The 15572-nt window shown below is 71.0% G+C and carries 16 protein-coding genes; 7 read left to right on the plus strand and 9 right to left on the minus strand.

The window, feature by feature from the left end:
- Positions 1-9: 9 nt before the first annotated feature.
- Positions 10-1389, minus strand: a complete 1380-nt coding sequence (locus tag ABZT04_RS29260) for a hypothetical protein (protein WP_356059976.1) — start codon at positions 1387-1389, stop codon at positions 10-12.
- Positions 1390-1569: 180 nt separating this feature from the next.
- On the opposite strand from ABZT04_RS29260, the gene ABZT04_RS29265 reads away from it, so the two are divergent.
- A complete protein-coding gene (locus tag ABZT04_RS29265) occupies positions 1570-2451 on the plus strand; it encodes a hypothetical protein (RefSeq protein ID WP_356059977.1) in 882 nt (293 codons plus the stop codon).
- A gap of 77 nt (positions 2452-2528) precedes the next feature.
- On the opposite strand, the gene ABZT04_RS29270 is transcribed toward ABZT04_RS29265, so the two are convergent.
- Positions 2529-3434, minus strand: coding sequence for an SDR family oxidoreductase (locus ABZT04_RS29270; RefSeq protein ID WP_356059978.1), 906 nt, complete (start codon positions 3432-3434; stop codon positions 2529-2531).
- 1 nt (position 3435) lies between these two features.
- Positions 3436-4170: an SDR family oxidoreductase gene (locus tag ABZT04_RS29275; protein ID WP_356060057.1), complete on the minus strand. Its 735-nt coding sequence runs from the start codon at positions 4168-4170 to the stop codon at positions 3436-3438.
- 109 nt (positions 4171-4279) lie between these two features.
- Here ABZT04_RS29275 and ABZT04_RS29280 point away from each other — a divergent pair, with 109 nt between their 5' ends.
- From ABZT04_RS29280 to ABZT04_RS29295, 4 genes are read left to right on the plus strand one after another with little or no spacing between them, the layout of a single operon-like run.
- Positions 4280-5092 carry an enoyl-CoA hydratase family protein gene (locus ABZT04_RS29280; RefSeq protein ID WP_356059979.1) on the plus strand — a complete coding sequence of 271 codons (813 nt, stop codon included), beginning with the start codon at positions 4280-4282 and terminating at the stop codon, positions 5090-5092.
- Positions 5085-5933, plus strand: coding sequence for a CoA-transferase (locus tag ABZT04_RS29285; RefSeq protein WP_356059980.1), 849 nt, complete (start codon positions 5085-5087; stop codon positions 5931-5933). Before ABZT04_RS29280 ends, ABZT04_RS29285 begins: the two co-directional genes overlap by 8 nt.
- On the plus strand, positions 5933-6703 hold the full coding sequence (locus ABZT04_RS29290; RefSeq protein ID WP_356059981.1) for a CoA-transferase: 771 nt from the start codon (positions 5933-5935) through the stop codon (positions 6701-6703). The genes ABZT04_RS29285 and ABZT04_RS29290 overlap by 1 nt, the downstream gene beginning before the upstream one ends.
- A complete protein-coding gene (locus ABZT04_RS29295; RefSeq protein WP_356059982.1) occupies positions 6703-7755 on the plus strand; it encodes a nitronate monooxygenase in 1053 nt (350 codons plus the stop codon). The genes ABZT04_RS29290 and ABZT04_RS29295 overlap by 1 nt, the downstream gene beginning before the upstream one ends.
- Positions 7756-7769: 14 nt before the next feature.
- Here the strand turns inward: ABZT04_RS29295 and ABZT04_RS29300 are convergent, their stop codons facing one another.
- From ABZT04_RS29300 to ABZT04_RS29310, 3 genes are read right to left on the minus strand one after another with little or no spacing between them, the layout of a single operon-like run.
- Complete coding sequence (locus ABZT04_RS29300; protein WP_356059983.1) at positions 7770-8927, minus strand: acetyl-CoA C-acetyltransferase; 1158 nt, start codon at positions 8925-8927, stop codon at positions 7770-7772.
- A 34-nt stretch (positions 8928-8961) separates the two neighbouring features.
- Positions 8962-9573 carry a TetR/AcrR family transcriptional regulator gene (locus ABZT04_RS29305; RefSeq protein ID WP_356059984.1) on the minus strand — a complete coding sequence of 204 codons (612 nt, stop codon included), beginning with the start codon at positions 9571-9573 and terminating at the stop codon, positions 8962-8964.
- 51 nt (positions 9574-9624) lie between these two features.
- Complete coding sequence (locus ABZT04_RS29310; RefSeq protein ID WP_356059985.1) at positions 9625-10413, minus strand: SDR family oxidoreductase; 789 nt, start codon at positions 10411-10413, stop codon at positions 9625-9627.
- 60 nt (positions 10414-10473) lie between these two features.
- Here ABZT04_RS29310 and ABZT04_RS29315 point away from each other — a divergent pair, with 60 nt between their 5' ends.
- Complete coding sequence (locus ABZT04_RS29315) at positions 10474-11613, plus strand: acyl-CoA dehydrogenase family protein (RefSeq protein WP_356059986.1); 1140 nt, start codon at positions 10474-10476, stop codon at positions 11611-11613.
- A complete protein-coding gene (locus ABZT04_RS29320) occupies positions 11613-12572 on the plus strand; it encodes an acyl-CoA dehydrogenase family protein (protein WP_356059987.1) in 960 nt (319 codons plus the stop codon). The genes ABZT04_RS29315 and ABZT04_RS29320 overlap by 1 nt, the downstream gene beginning before the upstream one ends.
- Here ABZT04_RS29320 and ABZT04_RS29325 read toward each other — a convergent pair.
- The 3 genes from ABZT04_RS29325 to ABZT04_RS29335 are packed head-to-tail and all read right to left on the minus strand — an operon-like array spanning position 12547 to position 15531.
- Positions 12547-14196, minus strand: coding sequence for a cytochrome bc complex cytochrome b subunit (locus ABZT04_RS29325; protein ID WP_356059988.1), 1650 nt, complete (start codon positions 14194-14196; stop codon positions 12547-12549). The genes ABZT04_RS29320 and ABZT04_RS29325 overlap by 26 nt on opposite strands.
- 55 nt (positions 14197-14251) lie before the next feature.
- Complete coding sequence (locus ABZT04_RS29330; protein WP_356059989.1) at positions 14252-14815, minus strand: HutD family protein; 564 nt, start codon at positions 14813-14815, stop codon at positions 14252-14254.
- Positions 14812-15531: a VWA domain-containing protein gene (locus ABZT04_RS29335; RefSeq protein ID WP_356059990.1), complete on the minus strand. Its 720-nt coding sequence runs from the start codon at positions 15529-15531 to the stop codon at positions 14812-14814. Before ABZT04_RS29335 ends, ABZT04_RS29330 begins: the two co-directional genes overlap by 4 nt.
- Between the last annotated feature and the right edge of the window lie 41 nt (positions 15532-15572).

A 15572-nucleotide genomic window follows, 5' to 3' on the forward strand; every position in this document is an offset into this window, starting at 1 on the left:
GGTGAGCGGTCAGCGACCGTTGCGGCGGAGGCGGTGGCTCCTGGGGTGCTCAAGTCCCGGGTAGGAGCGGCCGGTTCGGGGTGCGGGGTCGGCCAGGCCCGCCCGGAACAGTCCGTACGCGAGCCGTCGCTCCGCCGCCGCTTCGAGTTCGTCCCGCAACGCGCCGCCGCGCAGCACCGCGTCGGGACCGAGCAGTCCCTCTACGACGGCCAGCGCGCCGGCGGTGTCACCATGGATGAGGCGTTCACGGACGCCGGTGAGGCAGTCCGGGCGGCGGTGGGCCTCGTCGATGGCCTGGAGGCAGGGCAGCGGAGTGCCGGTCAGCGCGACGAGCAGTTCCTCGCGCCGGAGTTCGGCCGGATCGTGGTCCAGGGGTGCGAGGACTCCGTCGACCAGTCCGATCCGGTGCCGGGCGCCCTGACAGTCGACCAGGTGTGGTTGGCCTGGCGCCCGGTCCGGGGCCCGTGCGGAACCGTCCGGCCGGGGTCGATCGGGGGCCAGTGCGGCGGCGACCAGGGGATGCAGTCGGCCGGCCTCGATCGCGCCGGTGCGGAGCAGTTCGAGGTCGGGCGGTATCCAGGTCGCCGCGTCGGGCAGGACCGGCAGGGCGGCGGCGCTGCCGTCCGTCGGTTCCGGTGCGATCCGGAGGGTGTCCGCGTCCGGGTCCAGGATCAGCGCGAACCGGTGCCGGGCCCCGAACCGCATGGTGACGGTGCCGGCCGTCCGCCCCTCGGCGCGGAGCAGGATCGCCACCTCGTCCGCCCACCGGTCGACGGCGCAGTGGTGTGCCTCAGGCACCGTCTCCAACAGATCCGGAACCCTGTGCGGACCGTCGGTGGCCGACCGGTCGGCCCCGGACCGGGCCCGCAGCTCACCGCTCCGGTCGGCGTCCCACAGATGCCGATGCAGGTCGAGACGGAACCGTCGGCTCGGCCGGGGATGCGGATGGCGGCGGTCGGCGGGCTCGCGGCGAGTGCCGTCCCACAATGCGAGGCTGATCCGCTGACCGCCGTCCGCCCAGGCCGGTGGCGTCCGGGCCACCAGGTGCGGCGGACCGGTGCCGTCGCCGCCGTAGCGGGCCAGGGTCAGGGTCAGTCCCGGGCGCAGCAGTCCGTCGGGGGCGATCCTCGGCAGATGCCAGCGCAGCAGGTCGGGGGCTAGTCGGCGGAGGTCGGCGCGCAGCCGAGCCGCCAGTTCCCGGCCGTGGGTGCGCGTCACGGACCGTAGATCGAGATCGAGGTCGACCCCCGCGGCGGCGCAGGCGCCCGCCCAGTCACCGGCGTGGCGGCGGGCCGTGGCGGTCTCGATCAGGGAGGGCGGCACGGCGAACTCGCGCACGCGCGGCCAGAAGGAAGGTCGGGAACTCCCGCTCGCGGGGTGAGGGTGCATCAGCACTCACCTTGCGCGGACGGGACCCCCATTCTGTCAACGGAGTGAGTCGTCATCGTCGTCATCGCGGGGAGCATAGCCCTCGCGGCCGTGATCTGTCAGGGAAATATCGGGGGCCTGCATCCGCTCCCCTCGGCATAGAGTGGTTGTGGGTTCAGGGCGTCTTTGGGGGTTGCGGACGTGGCGGACGGCGGACCGGTCGAGCACGGCTTCCCGCATCTGGACACGGTGCGGGACGCCATCACCGCGCTCTACAAGCGGTTGTCCTACGACACCGTCCAGACGTTCGCGACCAGTGTGGCCCCCGTCGACGTGGCCTTCTGCGACACGGACGACCTGCATCTGGGGGCACAGCGGGTGGCCCGGGAGATGGTCCGGCACTACCGGCTCCCCGAGGCCCGGCTGATCGTCAGCTTCCGTGAGATGACGCATGCGGCGAACGTCGAACTCACCGCGGGGCCCGAGTACTTCGTCGAGTTGAACGACCGGTTCCGCACCCATCGCCGGGACATCGGCGCGGCGCTCGCGCACGAGGTCATGCATGTCTATCTGCACCGCCTCGACCTGTCCTTCCCCGGCACCCGGGAGAACGAGATCCTCACGGACACGGCGGCGACGTATCTGGGCGCGGGGTGGCTGCTGCTGGACGCGTACCGGGAGGACTCGGCGTCCTCGCAGAAGCTCGGCTATCTCACGCCGGAGGAGTTCGGGTACGTCCTCGCCAAGCGGGCCCTGGTCTTCGGTGAGGATCCCTCGGTGTGGTTCACCAGTCCGCAGGCCTACACGGCGTACGTCAAGGGCATGGCCCGGGCCCGGCGCGACGAGCAGCAGCCTCCACTGACGGCGGCGGGGTGGGCGGGACGGCGCCGGTACGCCCACGACCGGCGGCACGCGCCCGGCGTCCAGACAGGCGTGCCGTACGCCTTCAGCGGGGACGAGCGGGGCAGCCTACGGGTGTCCTTCCCCTGCCCCACCTGTCATCAGCGGATCAGGGTGCCGGTGCGGGGGAGGGTACGGGCACGGTGTTCGCTGTGCCGGACCGTGCTGGAGTGCGACACGTAGGTCTGGGCGCGGGGTGCCTTCAGGTTGCCCGGTGTCCGCGGAGTGGACGTACAAACCCCTCCGCACACCCCTCCCGCCTACGCCCCGTACACCGCCCCCGGCACCCCCGCCTCCGCCAACAGCTTCAACGCCGCCTCCCCCGCCTCCCCCGCACTCCACCGCGCCCCCTTGTCCGCACTCGGCCCCGCACGCCACCCCTCCATCACGGTGATCCGCCCGCCCTCCGCCTCGAAGACCCGGCCGGTGACGCCCGTGCTCGCGGCGGACCCGAGCCACACGACCAGCGGGGAGACGTTCTCCGGGGCCATCGCGTCGAACCCGGAGTCGGGGGCCGTCATGGTCTCCGCGAAGGTGTGCTCCGTCATGCGGGTGCGCGCGGCGGGGGCGATGGCGTTGACCTGGACGCCGTAGCGGGCCAATTCGGCGGAGGCGACCAGGGTGAGGCCGATGATGCCGGCCTTGGCGGCGCTGTAGTTGCCCTGTCCGACCGAGCCCAACAGGCCTGCTCCGCTGCTGGTGTTGATGATGCGGGCGGTCGGTGTGCGGCCCGCCTTGGTCTCGGCGCGCCAGTGCGCGGCGGCGTGCTTCAGGGGCAGGAAGTGGCCCTTGAGGTGGACGCGCAGCACCGCGTCCCAGTCGTCCTCGTCGAGGTTGACGAGCATGCGGTCGCGCAGGTAACCCGCGTTGTTGACAAGGGTGTCGAGCCGGCCGTAGGTCTCCAGGGCGGTCGTCACCAGGGACGCGGCGCCCTCGGTCGTGGCGATGTCGCCGCCGTGGGCCACCGCCTCGCCGCCCGTCGCGCGGATCTCGGCGACGACCCGAGCGGCCGGGCTGTCCGGGTCCGGGGTGCCGTCGAGGCCGACGCCGAGGTCGTTGACGACGACCCGGGCACCCTCGGCGGCGAAGGCGAGGGCGTGGGCGCGGCCCAGGCCACGGCCCGCGCCGGTGACGACGACGACCCGGCCGTCGCAGATTCGGCTCATCTCACGTCTCCTTGTTGGCGGTTGCGGCGTCCAGGAAGGCGGGCCGCTCCCCGCCCCCGTGGACCAGGAGGCTCGCCCCGCTGATGTAGGCGGCCGCGGGGGAGGCCAGGAAGACGGCGGCGGCGCCGATGTCGGTGGGGGCGGCGAGGCGGCCGAGCGGGACGGTGCGGGAGACGGCCGCGATGGCGTCCTCGCCGCCGTAGTGCAGGTGGGACAGCTCTGTGCGGACCATGCCGACGACGAGTGTGTTGACGCGGATGTCCGGCGCCCACTCGACCGCCATCGAGCGGGCCAGATTCTCCAGTCCGGCCTTGGCCGCGCCGTACGCCGCCGAGCCGGGCGAGGGCCGGCCTCCGCTGACGCTGCCGATCATCACGACCGAGCCCCCGGCCCGCTTGAGGTGTTCGTGGGCGGCGAGGGAGGCGGAGAGCGGTGCGAGGAGGTTCAACTCGATGATCCGCGCGTGGCGTTCGGCCTCCGCGTCGACGAGTGGGCGGTACGGCGCGCCGCCCGCGTTGTTGACGAGCACGTCGAGCCGGGGCAGGGCAGCGAAGAACTCCCTTACGGCATCCGGGTCCCGGAGGTCGAGGGGCCTGAACTCCGTTCCCTCGACGGGCTTTTCGGGTGGTCTGCGCGCGCAGGTCAGCACCTCGGCACCGGCGTCGACGAAGGCCCGCGCGATACCGGCGCCGACGCCTCGGGTGCCGCCGGTGACGAGGACGGTCCGGCCGTTCATCGGTCGGGCGCGCGAGTTATCCACAGGGCCTCCCGCTCTGAATCCCCGGCTGCTAGCTTCGATCCATCGCACCTAACAAATGTTTGGTGGAAAGGTAGCTGATGCGGCCATGGGTGTCTCCACCTCCGTCCCGAAATCGTCCTCGAACTCGTCCTCGGACTCCTTCTCGGACTCCTCCTCGGACTCCTCCTCAAAGAAGGGGATCTCCGTCGTCACGGTCGACTTCCCGCCGGTGAACGCGCTGCCGGTGGACGGCTGGTTCGCGCTGGCCGACGCCGTGCGCGCGGCGGGCCGCGACCCCGGGGTGCGCTGTGTGGTGCTGGCGGCCGAGGGCCGGGGGTTCAACGCGGGTGTGGACATCAAGGAGATACAGGCGCGCGGACAGTCGGCGCTGGTCGGGGTGAACCGGGGCTGTTTCGAGGCGTTCGCGGCGGTGTACGAGTGCGAGGTGCCCGTGGTGGCGGCCGTGCAGGGCTTCTGTCTGGGCGGAGGCATCGGGCTGGTGGGGAACGCGGACGTGATCGTGGCGAGCGAGGACGCCACCTTCGGGCTGCCCGAGCTGGACCGGGGCGCGCTGGGCGCCGCCACACATCTGGCCCGGCTGGTCCCCCAGCATCTGATGCGCGCCTTGTACTACACCTCGCGCACGGCGACGGCGGCCGAGCTGCACGCGCACGGCTCGGTGTGGCGGGTCGTACCGCGCGCCGAACTGCTGCCCGCCGCCCTGGAGTTGGCGGCCGAGATAGCCGCCAAGGACGGCGAGCTGATCCGGCTCGCCAAGTCCGCGATCAACGGCATCGACCCCGTCGACGTCCGCCGCAGCTACCGCTTCGAGCAGGGCTTCACGTACGAGGCGAGCGTCAGCGGGGTGGCCGACCGGGTCCGTGACACCTTCGGGAAGGAGGGCACCGAGCGTGGCTGACAAGACGATGACCGCCGAGGAGGTCGTCTCCCGGCTGGCGAGCGGCATGACCCTGGGCATCGGTGGCTGGGGTTCCCGGCGCAAGCCGATGTCGCTGGTCAGAGCGCTGCTGCGGAGCGACATCGGCGATCTCACGCTGGTGTCGTACGGCGGCCCGGACGTCGGGATGCTGGTGGCGGCCGGCCGGGTCCGCAAGCTGGTGGCGCCCTTCGTCACCCTCGATTCCATCCCGCTCGAACCGCACTACCGGGCGGCGCGCGAGCGCGGGGCGTTCGAGCTGACGGAGGTCGACGAGGGCATGTTCATGTGGGGCCTGCGCGCGGCTGCGAACCGGCTGCCGTTCCTGCCGGTGCGCGCGGGCATCGGCTCGGACGTCATGCGGGTCAACCCCGGCCTGCGAACGGTCACTTCGCCGTACGACGACGGGGAGACCTTCGTGGCGATGCCGGCCCTGCGCCTCGACGCGGCCCTGGTGCACGTCAACCGCGCCGATCGGCTGGGCAACGGGCAGTATCTGGGCCCGGACCCGTACTTCGACGACCTGTTCTGCGAGGCGGCGGACACGGCCTACGTCTCCTGCGAACGGATCGTGGACACCGCCGAGTTGACGAAGGAGGCGGCGCCGCAGTCCCTGCTCGTCAAGCGGCTGAGCGTGACCGGGGTCGTCGAGGCTCCCGGCGGCGCCCACTTCACGTCGTGCGCTCCCGACCACGGCAGGGACGAGGAGTTCCAGCGGCTGTACGCGACGACGCCGTGGGCGGAGTTCGCCGAGCGCTTCCTCGCCGGTGACGAGGCGGCCTACCGGTCGGCGGTGCGCAACTGGCAGGAGGAGCAAGGGTGATGGAGCAGGAGATGGACCAGGAGATGAACGCGGAGATGGGCACGGACGTCCGGCGCTCCGAGTACTGCGTGATCGCCTGTGCCGAGGCCTGGCGTGACGCGGGCGAGATCCTGGCCAGCCCGATGGGGCTGATCCCGTCCGTCGGCGCCCGGCTCGCCCGGCTCACCTTCGCCCCGGATCTGCTGCTGACCGACGGCGAGGCCCTGTTGGTGCGTCCGGACGGCACACCCGAGGGCTGGCTGCCGTACCGGCACCATCTGTCCTTGGTCTCCGGCGGACGGCGGCACGTGATGATGGGCGCGAGCCAGATCGACCGGTACGGCAACCAGAACATCTCGTGCGTCGGCGACTGGGCGCGCCCGAAGCGGCAGTTGCTCGGGGTGCGCGGGGCGCCGATCAACACCCTGAACAATCCGACGAGTTACTGGATACCCCGGCACTCTCCGCGGGTGTTCGTGGAGAAGGTCGACATGGTGTGCGGGGTGGGGTACGACCGGGTCGCCGAGCACCCGGGGACGGCCCGCTTCCACCGGATCCCGCGGGTCGTCTCGGACCTCGGTGTGTTCGACTTCGCGACCCCGGACCGCTCGATGCGGCTGGCCTCGCTGCATCCGGGGGTCACGGTGGAGCAGGTCCGGGGGGCGACCGGCTTCGAGCTGACCGTCCCTGACGAGGTGCCGTCGACCCGCGAACCCACCCCGGAGGAGCTGCGGTTGATCCGTGAGGTCATCGACCCCGCGGACACCCGCCGCAGAGAGGTCGGCATCTGATGGAGACCGCGCTGACCCGGCTGGTCGGGGTCCGGCATCCGATCGTGCAGACGGGCATGGGCTGGGTGGCGGGACCGCGCCTGGTGTCGGCCGCGGCGAACGCGGGCGCGCTGGGCATCCTGGCCTCCGCGACCATGGGCACCGACCGGCTCCGGGAGGCGGTCCGGGAGGTCAAGTCCCGGACGCAGGCGCCGTTCGGGGTGAATCTGCGGGCGGACGCGGCGGACGCCGGGGACCGGGTGCGGATCATGATCGAGGAGGGCGTGCGGGTCGCGTCCTTCGCACTCGCGCCGTCCGCAGAGCTGATCGCCGAGTTGAAGGAGGCGGGGGTGGTCGTGATCCCGTCGATCGGGGCGCGGCGGCACGCGGAGAAGGTCGCGGCCTGGGGCGCGGACGCGGTGATCGTGCAGGGCGGGGAGGGCGGCGGGCACACCGGGGAGGTGGCGACGACGGTGTTGCTGCCGCAGGTCGTGGACGCGGTGGACATACCGGTCGTGGCGGCGGGCGGTTTCTTCGACGGCCGGGGACTGGTCGCGGCGTTGGCGTACGGGGCGGCGGGCATCGCCATGGGGACCCGTTTCCTCCTCACCTCCGACTCGACGGTCCCGGACGCGGTGAAGGCGGCCTATCTCGCGGCGACGGTCAAGGACGTCACGGTCACGCGAGCGGTGGACGGCCTGCCGCACCGCATGCTCCGTACGGAGTTGGTGGAGACGCTGGAGCGCTCCGGCCGCACGAGGGGTCTGTTCCAGGCGGTACGGCGGGCGGCGGGCTTCCGTCGGCTGTCCGGGCTGACCTGGCGTCGGATGATCCGTGACGGCCTGGCCATGAAACACGGCAAGGAGCTGTCCTGGAGCCAGGTGCTGCTGGCGGCGAACACACCGATGCTGCTCAAGGCGTCGATGGTGGACGGGCGGACGGATCTCGGCGTGATGGCCTCCGGACAGGTCGCCGGGGTGATCGACGACCTGCCGTCGTGCGCGGAGTTGGTACAACGGGTGATGAAGGAGGCCGACGAGGTGCTGTGGACGCTGGTCCGGGCCGACACCTGAACCGGTCCGGCCCGTCAGAGCCGTTCGATGATCGTCACGTTGGCCTGGCCGCCGCCCTCGCACATCGTCTGGAGGCCGAACCTGCCGCCGGTGCGCTCAAGTTCGTGCAGGAGGGTGGTCATGAGTTTGACGCCAGTGGCGCCGAGCGGGTGGCCCAGCGCGATCGCGCCGCCGTTGACGTTGACCTTGGCGGGGTCCGCGCCCGTCTCCTTCAGCCAGGCGAGGACGACGGGCGCGAAAGCCTCGTTGATCTCGACCAGGTCGATGGCGTCGATGGTCAGGCCGGTCTTCTTCAGGGCGTGGGCGGTGGCCGGGATGGGGGCCGAGAGCATGCGGATCGGGTCCTCGCCCCGGACGGAGAGGTGGTGCACGCGGGCCCGGGGCGTCAACCCGTGCTCCCGCACCGCCCGTTCGGAGGCGAGCAGCATCGCCGCCGCGCCGTCGGAGACCTGGGAGGAGCAGGCGGCGGTGATGGTGCCACCGTCGACGACCGGCTTCAGACCGGCCATCTTCTCCAGCGAGGTGTCCCGCCGCGGCCCCTCGTCCACGGCGACCGGGCCGTAGGCCACCGTCTCCCGCTCGAAGCGGCCCTCGTCGATGGCGCGCAGGGCCCGCCGGTGCGAGCGGAGGGCGAACTCCTCCTGGTCCTGCCTGCTGATCCCCCACTTCGCGGCGATCATCTCGGCCCCGGCGAACTGGTTGACCGGCTGTGTGCCGTATCGCGCGCGCCAGCCCTCGCTGCCGGCGAAGGGGCCGTCCGTGAGGCCGAGCGGTTCCGCGGCCTGGCGGGAGGCGAAGGCGATGGGGATCAGCGACATGTTCTGGACGCCACCGGCGACGACCAGGTCCTGGGTACCGGACAGGACGCCCTGGGCGGCGAAGTGCACGGCCTGCTGCGAGGAGCCGCACTGCCGGTCCACCGTCACCCCCGGCACCTCCTCGGGCAGCCCGGCCGCCAGCCAGGCGGTCCGCGCGATGTCCCCGGCCTGCGGCCCCACCGCGTCCAGGCACCCGAAGACGACGTCCTCGACGGCGGCGGGATCGATCCCCGAGCGCGCGACCAGCGCCTGGAGCACATGCGCCCCGAGGTCGGCCGGATGCACCCCGCTCAGCCCTCCCCCGCGCCGCCCGACGGGCGTCCGGACCGCTTCGACGATATAGGCCTCGGCCATGTCAACTCCCCATCTCCCCATCCGTGCCCGTGAGTTACGTACGTACGGCGATCCCGTCCAGCACCATCGACAGGTACTGCCGGGCGATCTCCTCCGCGCTGTGCTGTCCGCCCGGCCGGTACCAGGACGCGGCGACCCACACGGTGTCCCGCACGAAGCGGTAGGTGAGCCGGACGTCGAGGTCGGCCCGGAAGACCCGGGCGGCGACCCCGCGCTCCAGCGTGGACAGCCATGCCTTCTCGAACTTGCGCTGCGACTCGGCGAGGAACGCGAACCGCTCCTGCGCGACCAGGTGCTTGCTCTCCTTCTGGTAGATCGCGACGGCGGCGCGGTGCCGGTCGATCTCCCGGAACGACTCGGTGACCAGGGCCTCAAGCGTCTCGCGCGGACTCAACTCGGCGTCCAGGACGGTGTCGTAGCCGCCCCAGAGCTCGTCGAGGAAGGTCCGCAGGATCTCCTCCAGCATCGATTCCTTGGAGTCGAAGTGGTAGTAGAGGCTGCCCGCGAGCATGCCCGCGTGGTCCGCGATCTTCCGTACGGTGGTGGCGTTGTACCCCTGTTCGGCGAAGACCTCGGCCGCCGTGTCGAGGAGTTCACGACGGCGGGCCGGAGCGGCGGTCACCTGGGGCTTCTTCTTGGTCGGCACGGGACCATTGTCGCGCCACCGTCCCGCCCTCCAGTGCCGCTGCCGCTACCGCTACGCATGCTGGCTGCTCACGGAGACGACCTCGCCCGTCATGTACGAGGAGTAGTCCGAGGCCAGGAACACGATCACGTTGGCCACCTCCCAGGGCTCGGCGTACCGGCCGAAGGCCTCGCGCGCGGTGAGGTCCGCCAGCAGCTCGGGGGTCGTGACCTTCACGAGGTGCGGGTGCATGGCGAGGCTCGGCGAGACCGCGTTGACCCGCACGCCGTACTCGGCGGCCTCGATCGCCGCGCACCGGGTCAGGGCCATCACGCCGGCCTTGGCCGCCGCGTAGTGCGCCTGTCCGGCCTGGGCGCGCCAGCCGACGACGGAGGCGTTGTTGACGATCACGCCGCCGCCGGTCGTACGCATGGCGCGCAGGGCGGCGCGGGTGCAGCGGAAGGTGCCGTTCAACGTCACGTCCAGCACCTTCGACCACTGCTCGTCGGTCATGTCGACGAGGTCCGAAGTGCCGCCCAGGCCCGCGTTGTTGACGACCACGTCCAGGCGTCCGTGGGCCGCGACGGCCGCGTCGAACAGGGCCCGCACCTGCGCCTCGTCGGTGACGTCGCACGCCAGCGCGGCCACCGCCCCGGCTCCGAACTCCCCGGCCAGCTCGGCCTCGTACTCCTTCAGCCGCCGCGCGTGCGCGTCGCTGATCAGCACGCGCGCGCCCTCCTGGAGGAAGCGGCGCGCGGTGGCCCCGCCGATGCCCGCGCCTGCGGCGGCGGTGACGACGGCGGTGCGCCCCTTCAGCAGCCCGTGCCCGGGGACGTATGCCGGACTCTCGACGCCTGTCATACCGCCACGCTAACCTACCAAACACTTGTTAGGGAAGAATGAGGGAAGGAGGGTCGGTCCATGGATCTCGACTTCACGCCCGGCCAGGAGGCGTTCCGCGCCGAGGCCCGCGCCTGGCTGCGGACGCATGTGCCGACCACACCGCTCCCCTCCCTCGAAACCAAGGAGGGTTTCGCCGCCCACCGCGTCTGGGAGGCCCAACTCGCCGCGGACCGCTGGTCGGTGGTGTCCTGGCCCGAGGAGTACGGCGGCCGGGGTGCGGACATCGTGCGGTGGCTGGTCTTCGAGGAGGAGTACTACGCGGCGGGCGCGCCGGGCCGGGTCGGTCAGAACGGCATCAATCTGCTCGCCCCGACCCTCTTCGACCACGGCACGCCGGAGCAGCAAGCGCGTGTGCTGCCCCCGATGGCGACCGGTGACGTGGTGTGGGCGCAGGCGTGGTCGGAGCCGGAGGCGGGTTCGGACCTGGCGTCGCTCACCTCGCGGGCGGTGCGCACGGACAGGGGCTGGCTGCTGAGCGGGCAGAAGACCTGGTCGTCGCGCGCGGCCTTCGCGGATCGCGCGTTCGGCCTGTTCCGCAGCGAGCCGGACACCCCGAAGCCCCATCAGGGCCTCACCTACCTGATGTTCGACCTGCGTGCCCCCGGCGTCACGGTCCGCCCGATCGGCCGCCTCGACAACAGGCCGGCCTTCGCCGAACTCTTCCTGGACGAGGTGTTCGTGCCCGACGAGGACGTGATCGGCGAGCCGGGCCAGGGCTGGCGGGTCGCCATGTCGACAGCGGGCAACGAACGCGGGCTCACCCTCCGCTCCCCCGGCCGTTTCCTGGCGTCCGCCGAACGCCTCCTCAACCTCTGGCGCGCGCAGGGCGGTTCACAGTCGACGAGCGACCGGGTGGCGGACGCGGTGATCGGCGCCCGCGCCTACCAGCTCTTCACCTACGCCAACGCCTCCCGTTTCCTCGACGGCGAGTCCATCGGCCCGGAGTCCAGCCTGAACAAGGTCTTCTGGTCCGAGTACGACATAGCCCTGCACGAAACGGCCCTCGATCTCCTGGGCGCGGAAGGCGAGTTGACGACAACCGACTGGTCGGACGGCTACGTCTTCGCTCTCGCGGGCCCCATCTACGCCGGTACGAACGAGATCCAGCGCGACATCATCGCCGAGCGCCTGCTCGGCCTGCCGAAGGGCCGCCGCTGATGCGCTTCCTCCTCGACACCGAACAGCGCGCGTTCGCCGACTCGTTGAAGGCGATGCTCACGGCCGCGGACACTCCGTCGGTCGTACGGTCCTGGAGCCGCGGCGACCACGCGAGCGGGCGCGCGCTGTGGCGCCGTATCGCCGGGGCGGGGGTGTTCGCACTCGCGGTACCCGAGGCGTACGAGGGGCTGGGTCCCCGACCGGTCGAACTCACCGTGGCGTTCGTGGAGTTGGGGCGGCACGCGGTACCGGGGCCGGTGGTGGAGACGGTCATGGCAGCCGCGCTGCTGTCCGAACCGGGGCTCGCCAAACGCCTGTTGCCTTCGCTGGCGTCCGGCGAGGCCATGGCCACGGCGGCGCCGGAGGGGTCGTACGCGCTGGACGGTGATGTGGCGACGATGCGCCTGACCTGGGACTCGGACGGTCTGCGGATGGCCCCCGGGCACGGACCGGTGCGGGCCTCCCTGGACCCCGCGCGCCGCCTCACCCGTCTGCTCCGGGGCGGCGAACTCCTCACCCCGGAACCGCCCACCGCCCACGCCCTCACCTGGGCCCGCCTCGCCACCGCCGCCCAAGCGCTCGGGGTCGGGCTCGCCCTGCTCGACAGGACCGTCGAATACGTCAAGCGGCGGAGCCAATTCGGGGTGCCCGTCGGCTCGTTCCAGGCCGTGAAGCATCAACTGGCCGATGCGAAGATCGCGTTGGAGTTCGCGCGGCCCCTGCTCTTCGGTGCCGCGCTCAGCATGACGGAGTCGGACGTGGCGGCCGCGAAGGTCGCGGCGTGCGAGGCGGCGTACGCGACGGCCCGTACGGCGCTTCAACTGCACGGTGCGATCGGCTACACCGCCGAGTACGACCTGTCGCTGTGGCTGACCAAGGCCCGTGCTCTGCGCGGTGCTTGGGGTGACCCGAGCACCTGTAGAGCGGCCGTGCTCAGTGGTGGTGATCGCCGCTGGTGAGTTCCTTGTACTCCTCCACCGTCGGCTTCGCGATGCGTGTCTCGGGTCCGAACATCGCCTTGGCGAGCCGGGCCCGTACCCGCTGCCCGCCCTTGACCTGCCGCCGCACGCCGTTCGCGTCGACCAGCGGTCCGATGGCGTACGGCGGCTCCTGCTCGTGCTGGGTGAGCCTGAACCGCTCGTCCTGCGTGAGGGGTTCGTGGACCTCGATGTACTCACCGTGCGGCAGCATTTTGATGAGGCCGGACTCGCGGCCGTGCAGGACCTTGTCGCGGTCCCGGCGCTGGAGTCCCATGCAGATCCGCTTGGTGGCGATGAAGGCGACCACCGGCATCACGAAGAACGAGATCCGTACGAACCAGGTGATCGCGTTGATCGACAGATTCAGGTGGGTGGCGACCACGTCGTTGCCGCCGCCGATCAGCAGCACGCCGTACAGGCTGAGCCAGGCCACCCCGAGCCCGGTGCGCACGGGCATGTTGCGCGGCCGGTCCAGGATGTGGTGTTCGCGTTTGTCGCCGGTGATCCAGGACTCGATGAACGGGTAGGCGCCGATGGCGGCCAGGATCAGCGGGAAGAGCGTGAAGGGGATGAAGACGCCCAACTCCAGTGTGTGGCCCCAGGCGTTGAGCTCCCATCCCGGCATCACCCGGATCAGCCCCTCGGAGAAGCCGAGATACCAGTCGGGCTGGGCGCCGGTCGTCACCAGGTCGGGGCGGTACGGTCCGAAGGCCCACACGGGGTTGATGCTGGCGATCCCGCCCATGACGGCGAGCACCCCGAAGACGAGGAAGAAGAAGCCGCCCGCCTTGGCCATGTAGACGGGCAGGAAGGGCATGCCGACCACGCTCTTCTGGTCGCGTCCGGGCCCGGGGTACTGCGTGTGCTTGTGGTAGAAGACCAGGATCAGATGCGCGACCACCAGACCCAGCATGATCCCCGGAAGCAGCAGGACATGGATCGGGAAGAGCCGCGAGATGATGTCGTGCCCCGGGAACTCCCCGCCGAACAGGAACATCGACATATACGTGCCGACGATCGGTACGGACAGGATCGCGCCGTCCGCGAAGCGGATGCCGGTGCCGGAGAGCAGGTCGTCGGGGAGCGAGTAGCCGGTCAGGCCGGTGATGATGCCGAGGAACAACAGGGTCCAGCCGAACACCCAGTTGATCTCGCGCGGCTTGCGGTACGCGCCGGTGAAGAACACCCGCATCATGTGGATGAGCATGCCGGCGATGAAGACGACGGCCGCCCAGTGGTGGATCTGCCGGATCAGCAGCCCGCCGCGCACGTCGAAGCTGATGTCGAGCGTGGACTCGAACGCGCGGGTCATCGGGATGCCGTTCAACGGCGTGTACGAGCCGTGGTAGATGACCTCGACGCCGCTCGGCTCGAAGAACAGGGTGAGATAGACGCCGGTGAGGATCAGGATGATGAAGCTGTAGAGGCAGATCTCGCCCAGCATGAAGGACCAGTGGTCCGGGAAGACCTTGCGCATATTGGCCTTGGCCAGCGCGTACAGCCCGAGCCGTCCGTCCGCCCAGTCGGCGAGCTTCTCCCCCTTGCCGGCCTCGCCCGGCCGCGCGGTGCCCACCGCTCCGTTCACCGATCGTGCGCCGTCCATACGTTTGGCCGCCCCTCCCCGTCGGATCACCCCACAGAGTGTCACGGGGGCGTGACTATGCCAACGGTGCGTCAGCGGGCGGTATCGGCAAGCCGATCACGGCGGTGCGGCCCCGCGCGTGCAGCACCGCTTCCTCGCCCAACTGCACGGCGTCGTACGGCCCGAGAGTCAGTCCGGCCACCTCCGCGCTCCCGTCGAGCGCCACGATCAGGGTGTCCGCGCGCAGCCGCAGCCGCCCTCGGACGACGGCCACCGTGGGGGCCGTGGCGGCCGCGCCCCTGCGCCACATGACGTTGAGGTTGACGACCGGGCCGTCCAGCAGCCGGCAGTCGGTCGATACGTCGCCTCTGAAGTCCCTTGGCGTGTAACGGGCGTTGACGAGGTGCCGGGTGCCGTCGACGGTGAGGTCCATGCCGGCACCCTCGACGAGGGCCAGGGTCCGGTCGACGTCGGGGAAGGCGGAGAACGGGCCGTCCGCGCCCACCTCGGCCAGGCTCACCCGCCAGCCGAAGTCGTCCATGCCCGAGCCTTCGGGCCAGGCGGCGATCTCGCGGGTGACACCGCCACCGTTCTTCCAGGGCACGGCGGTTCGCGCCGAGGCGGGCAGGAACCGGGTCATCGGACGATCCCCTGTTTCCGGGCCGCCACAAGCCACTGCGGGAACTCGCCCATCATCCTGTCGTACAGATCCTCGTCGGACATCCTCCGCGGGTTCGAACCGGCCGGGAAGAAGCCGGCGTTGTCGATCACCCGCTTCTGCGGCACCGCCAACTCGTCCAGCCTGCGCAGAAATTCGAAGTTCTTGCTTCGCGCGTTGCCGAATCCGATGAACTGCCAGAACAGCGGAAGTCCCGCCGCCTTGCACAAGTACCGTTCCGCGGCGGCCTTGTTGCTCGGGCCGCCGTCGGTCTGGAAGACGACGAAGGCCGGATCCTTCGCGCCGCTGTCGAGGTAATGGTCGATGACGGCGTCCATGGCCACGTGATAGCTGGTCCGCCCCATGTGCCCGAGCCCGGACACGATCCGCTCGATCCGCCCCTGATGGCTGTCGAGGGCGATGTCCGTGACGGTGTCGATGTCCGTCGAGAAGAAGACGACCGGCACCGTCCCGTCGTCGTCCAGATGCGCCGACAGCCCGAGCACCCGGTCCGCGAGCGCCTGGACACTTCCGTCCTTGTAGTACGGCTTCATGGAACCCGAATAGTCGACCACGAGGTAGACGGCCGCGCGCTGTCCGTCCAGCCCGTGCTTACGGAGGGAGACCCCGGCGCTCTTGTACAGGCTGACCAGCGCGGGCGCGGTCTCCTCGACCTTGCTGAGCGAGATCGCGGCCACAGGGCTCCCTTCGGATCGCGGCGAAAGGATCGAGATTACGC

Source organism: Streptomyces sp. NPDC005492 (assembly GCF_040605995.1).
GTDB lineage: Bacteria > Actinomycetota > Actinomycetes > Streptomycetales > Streptomycetaceae > Streptomyces.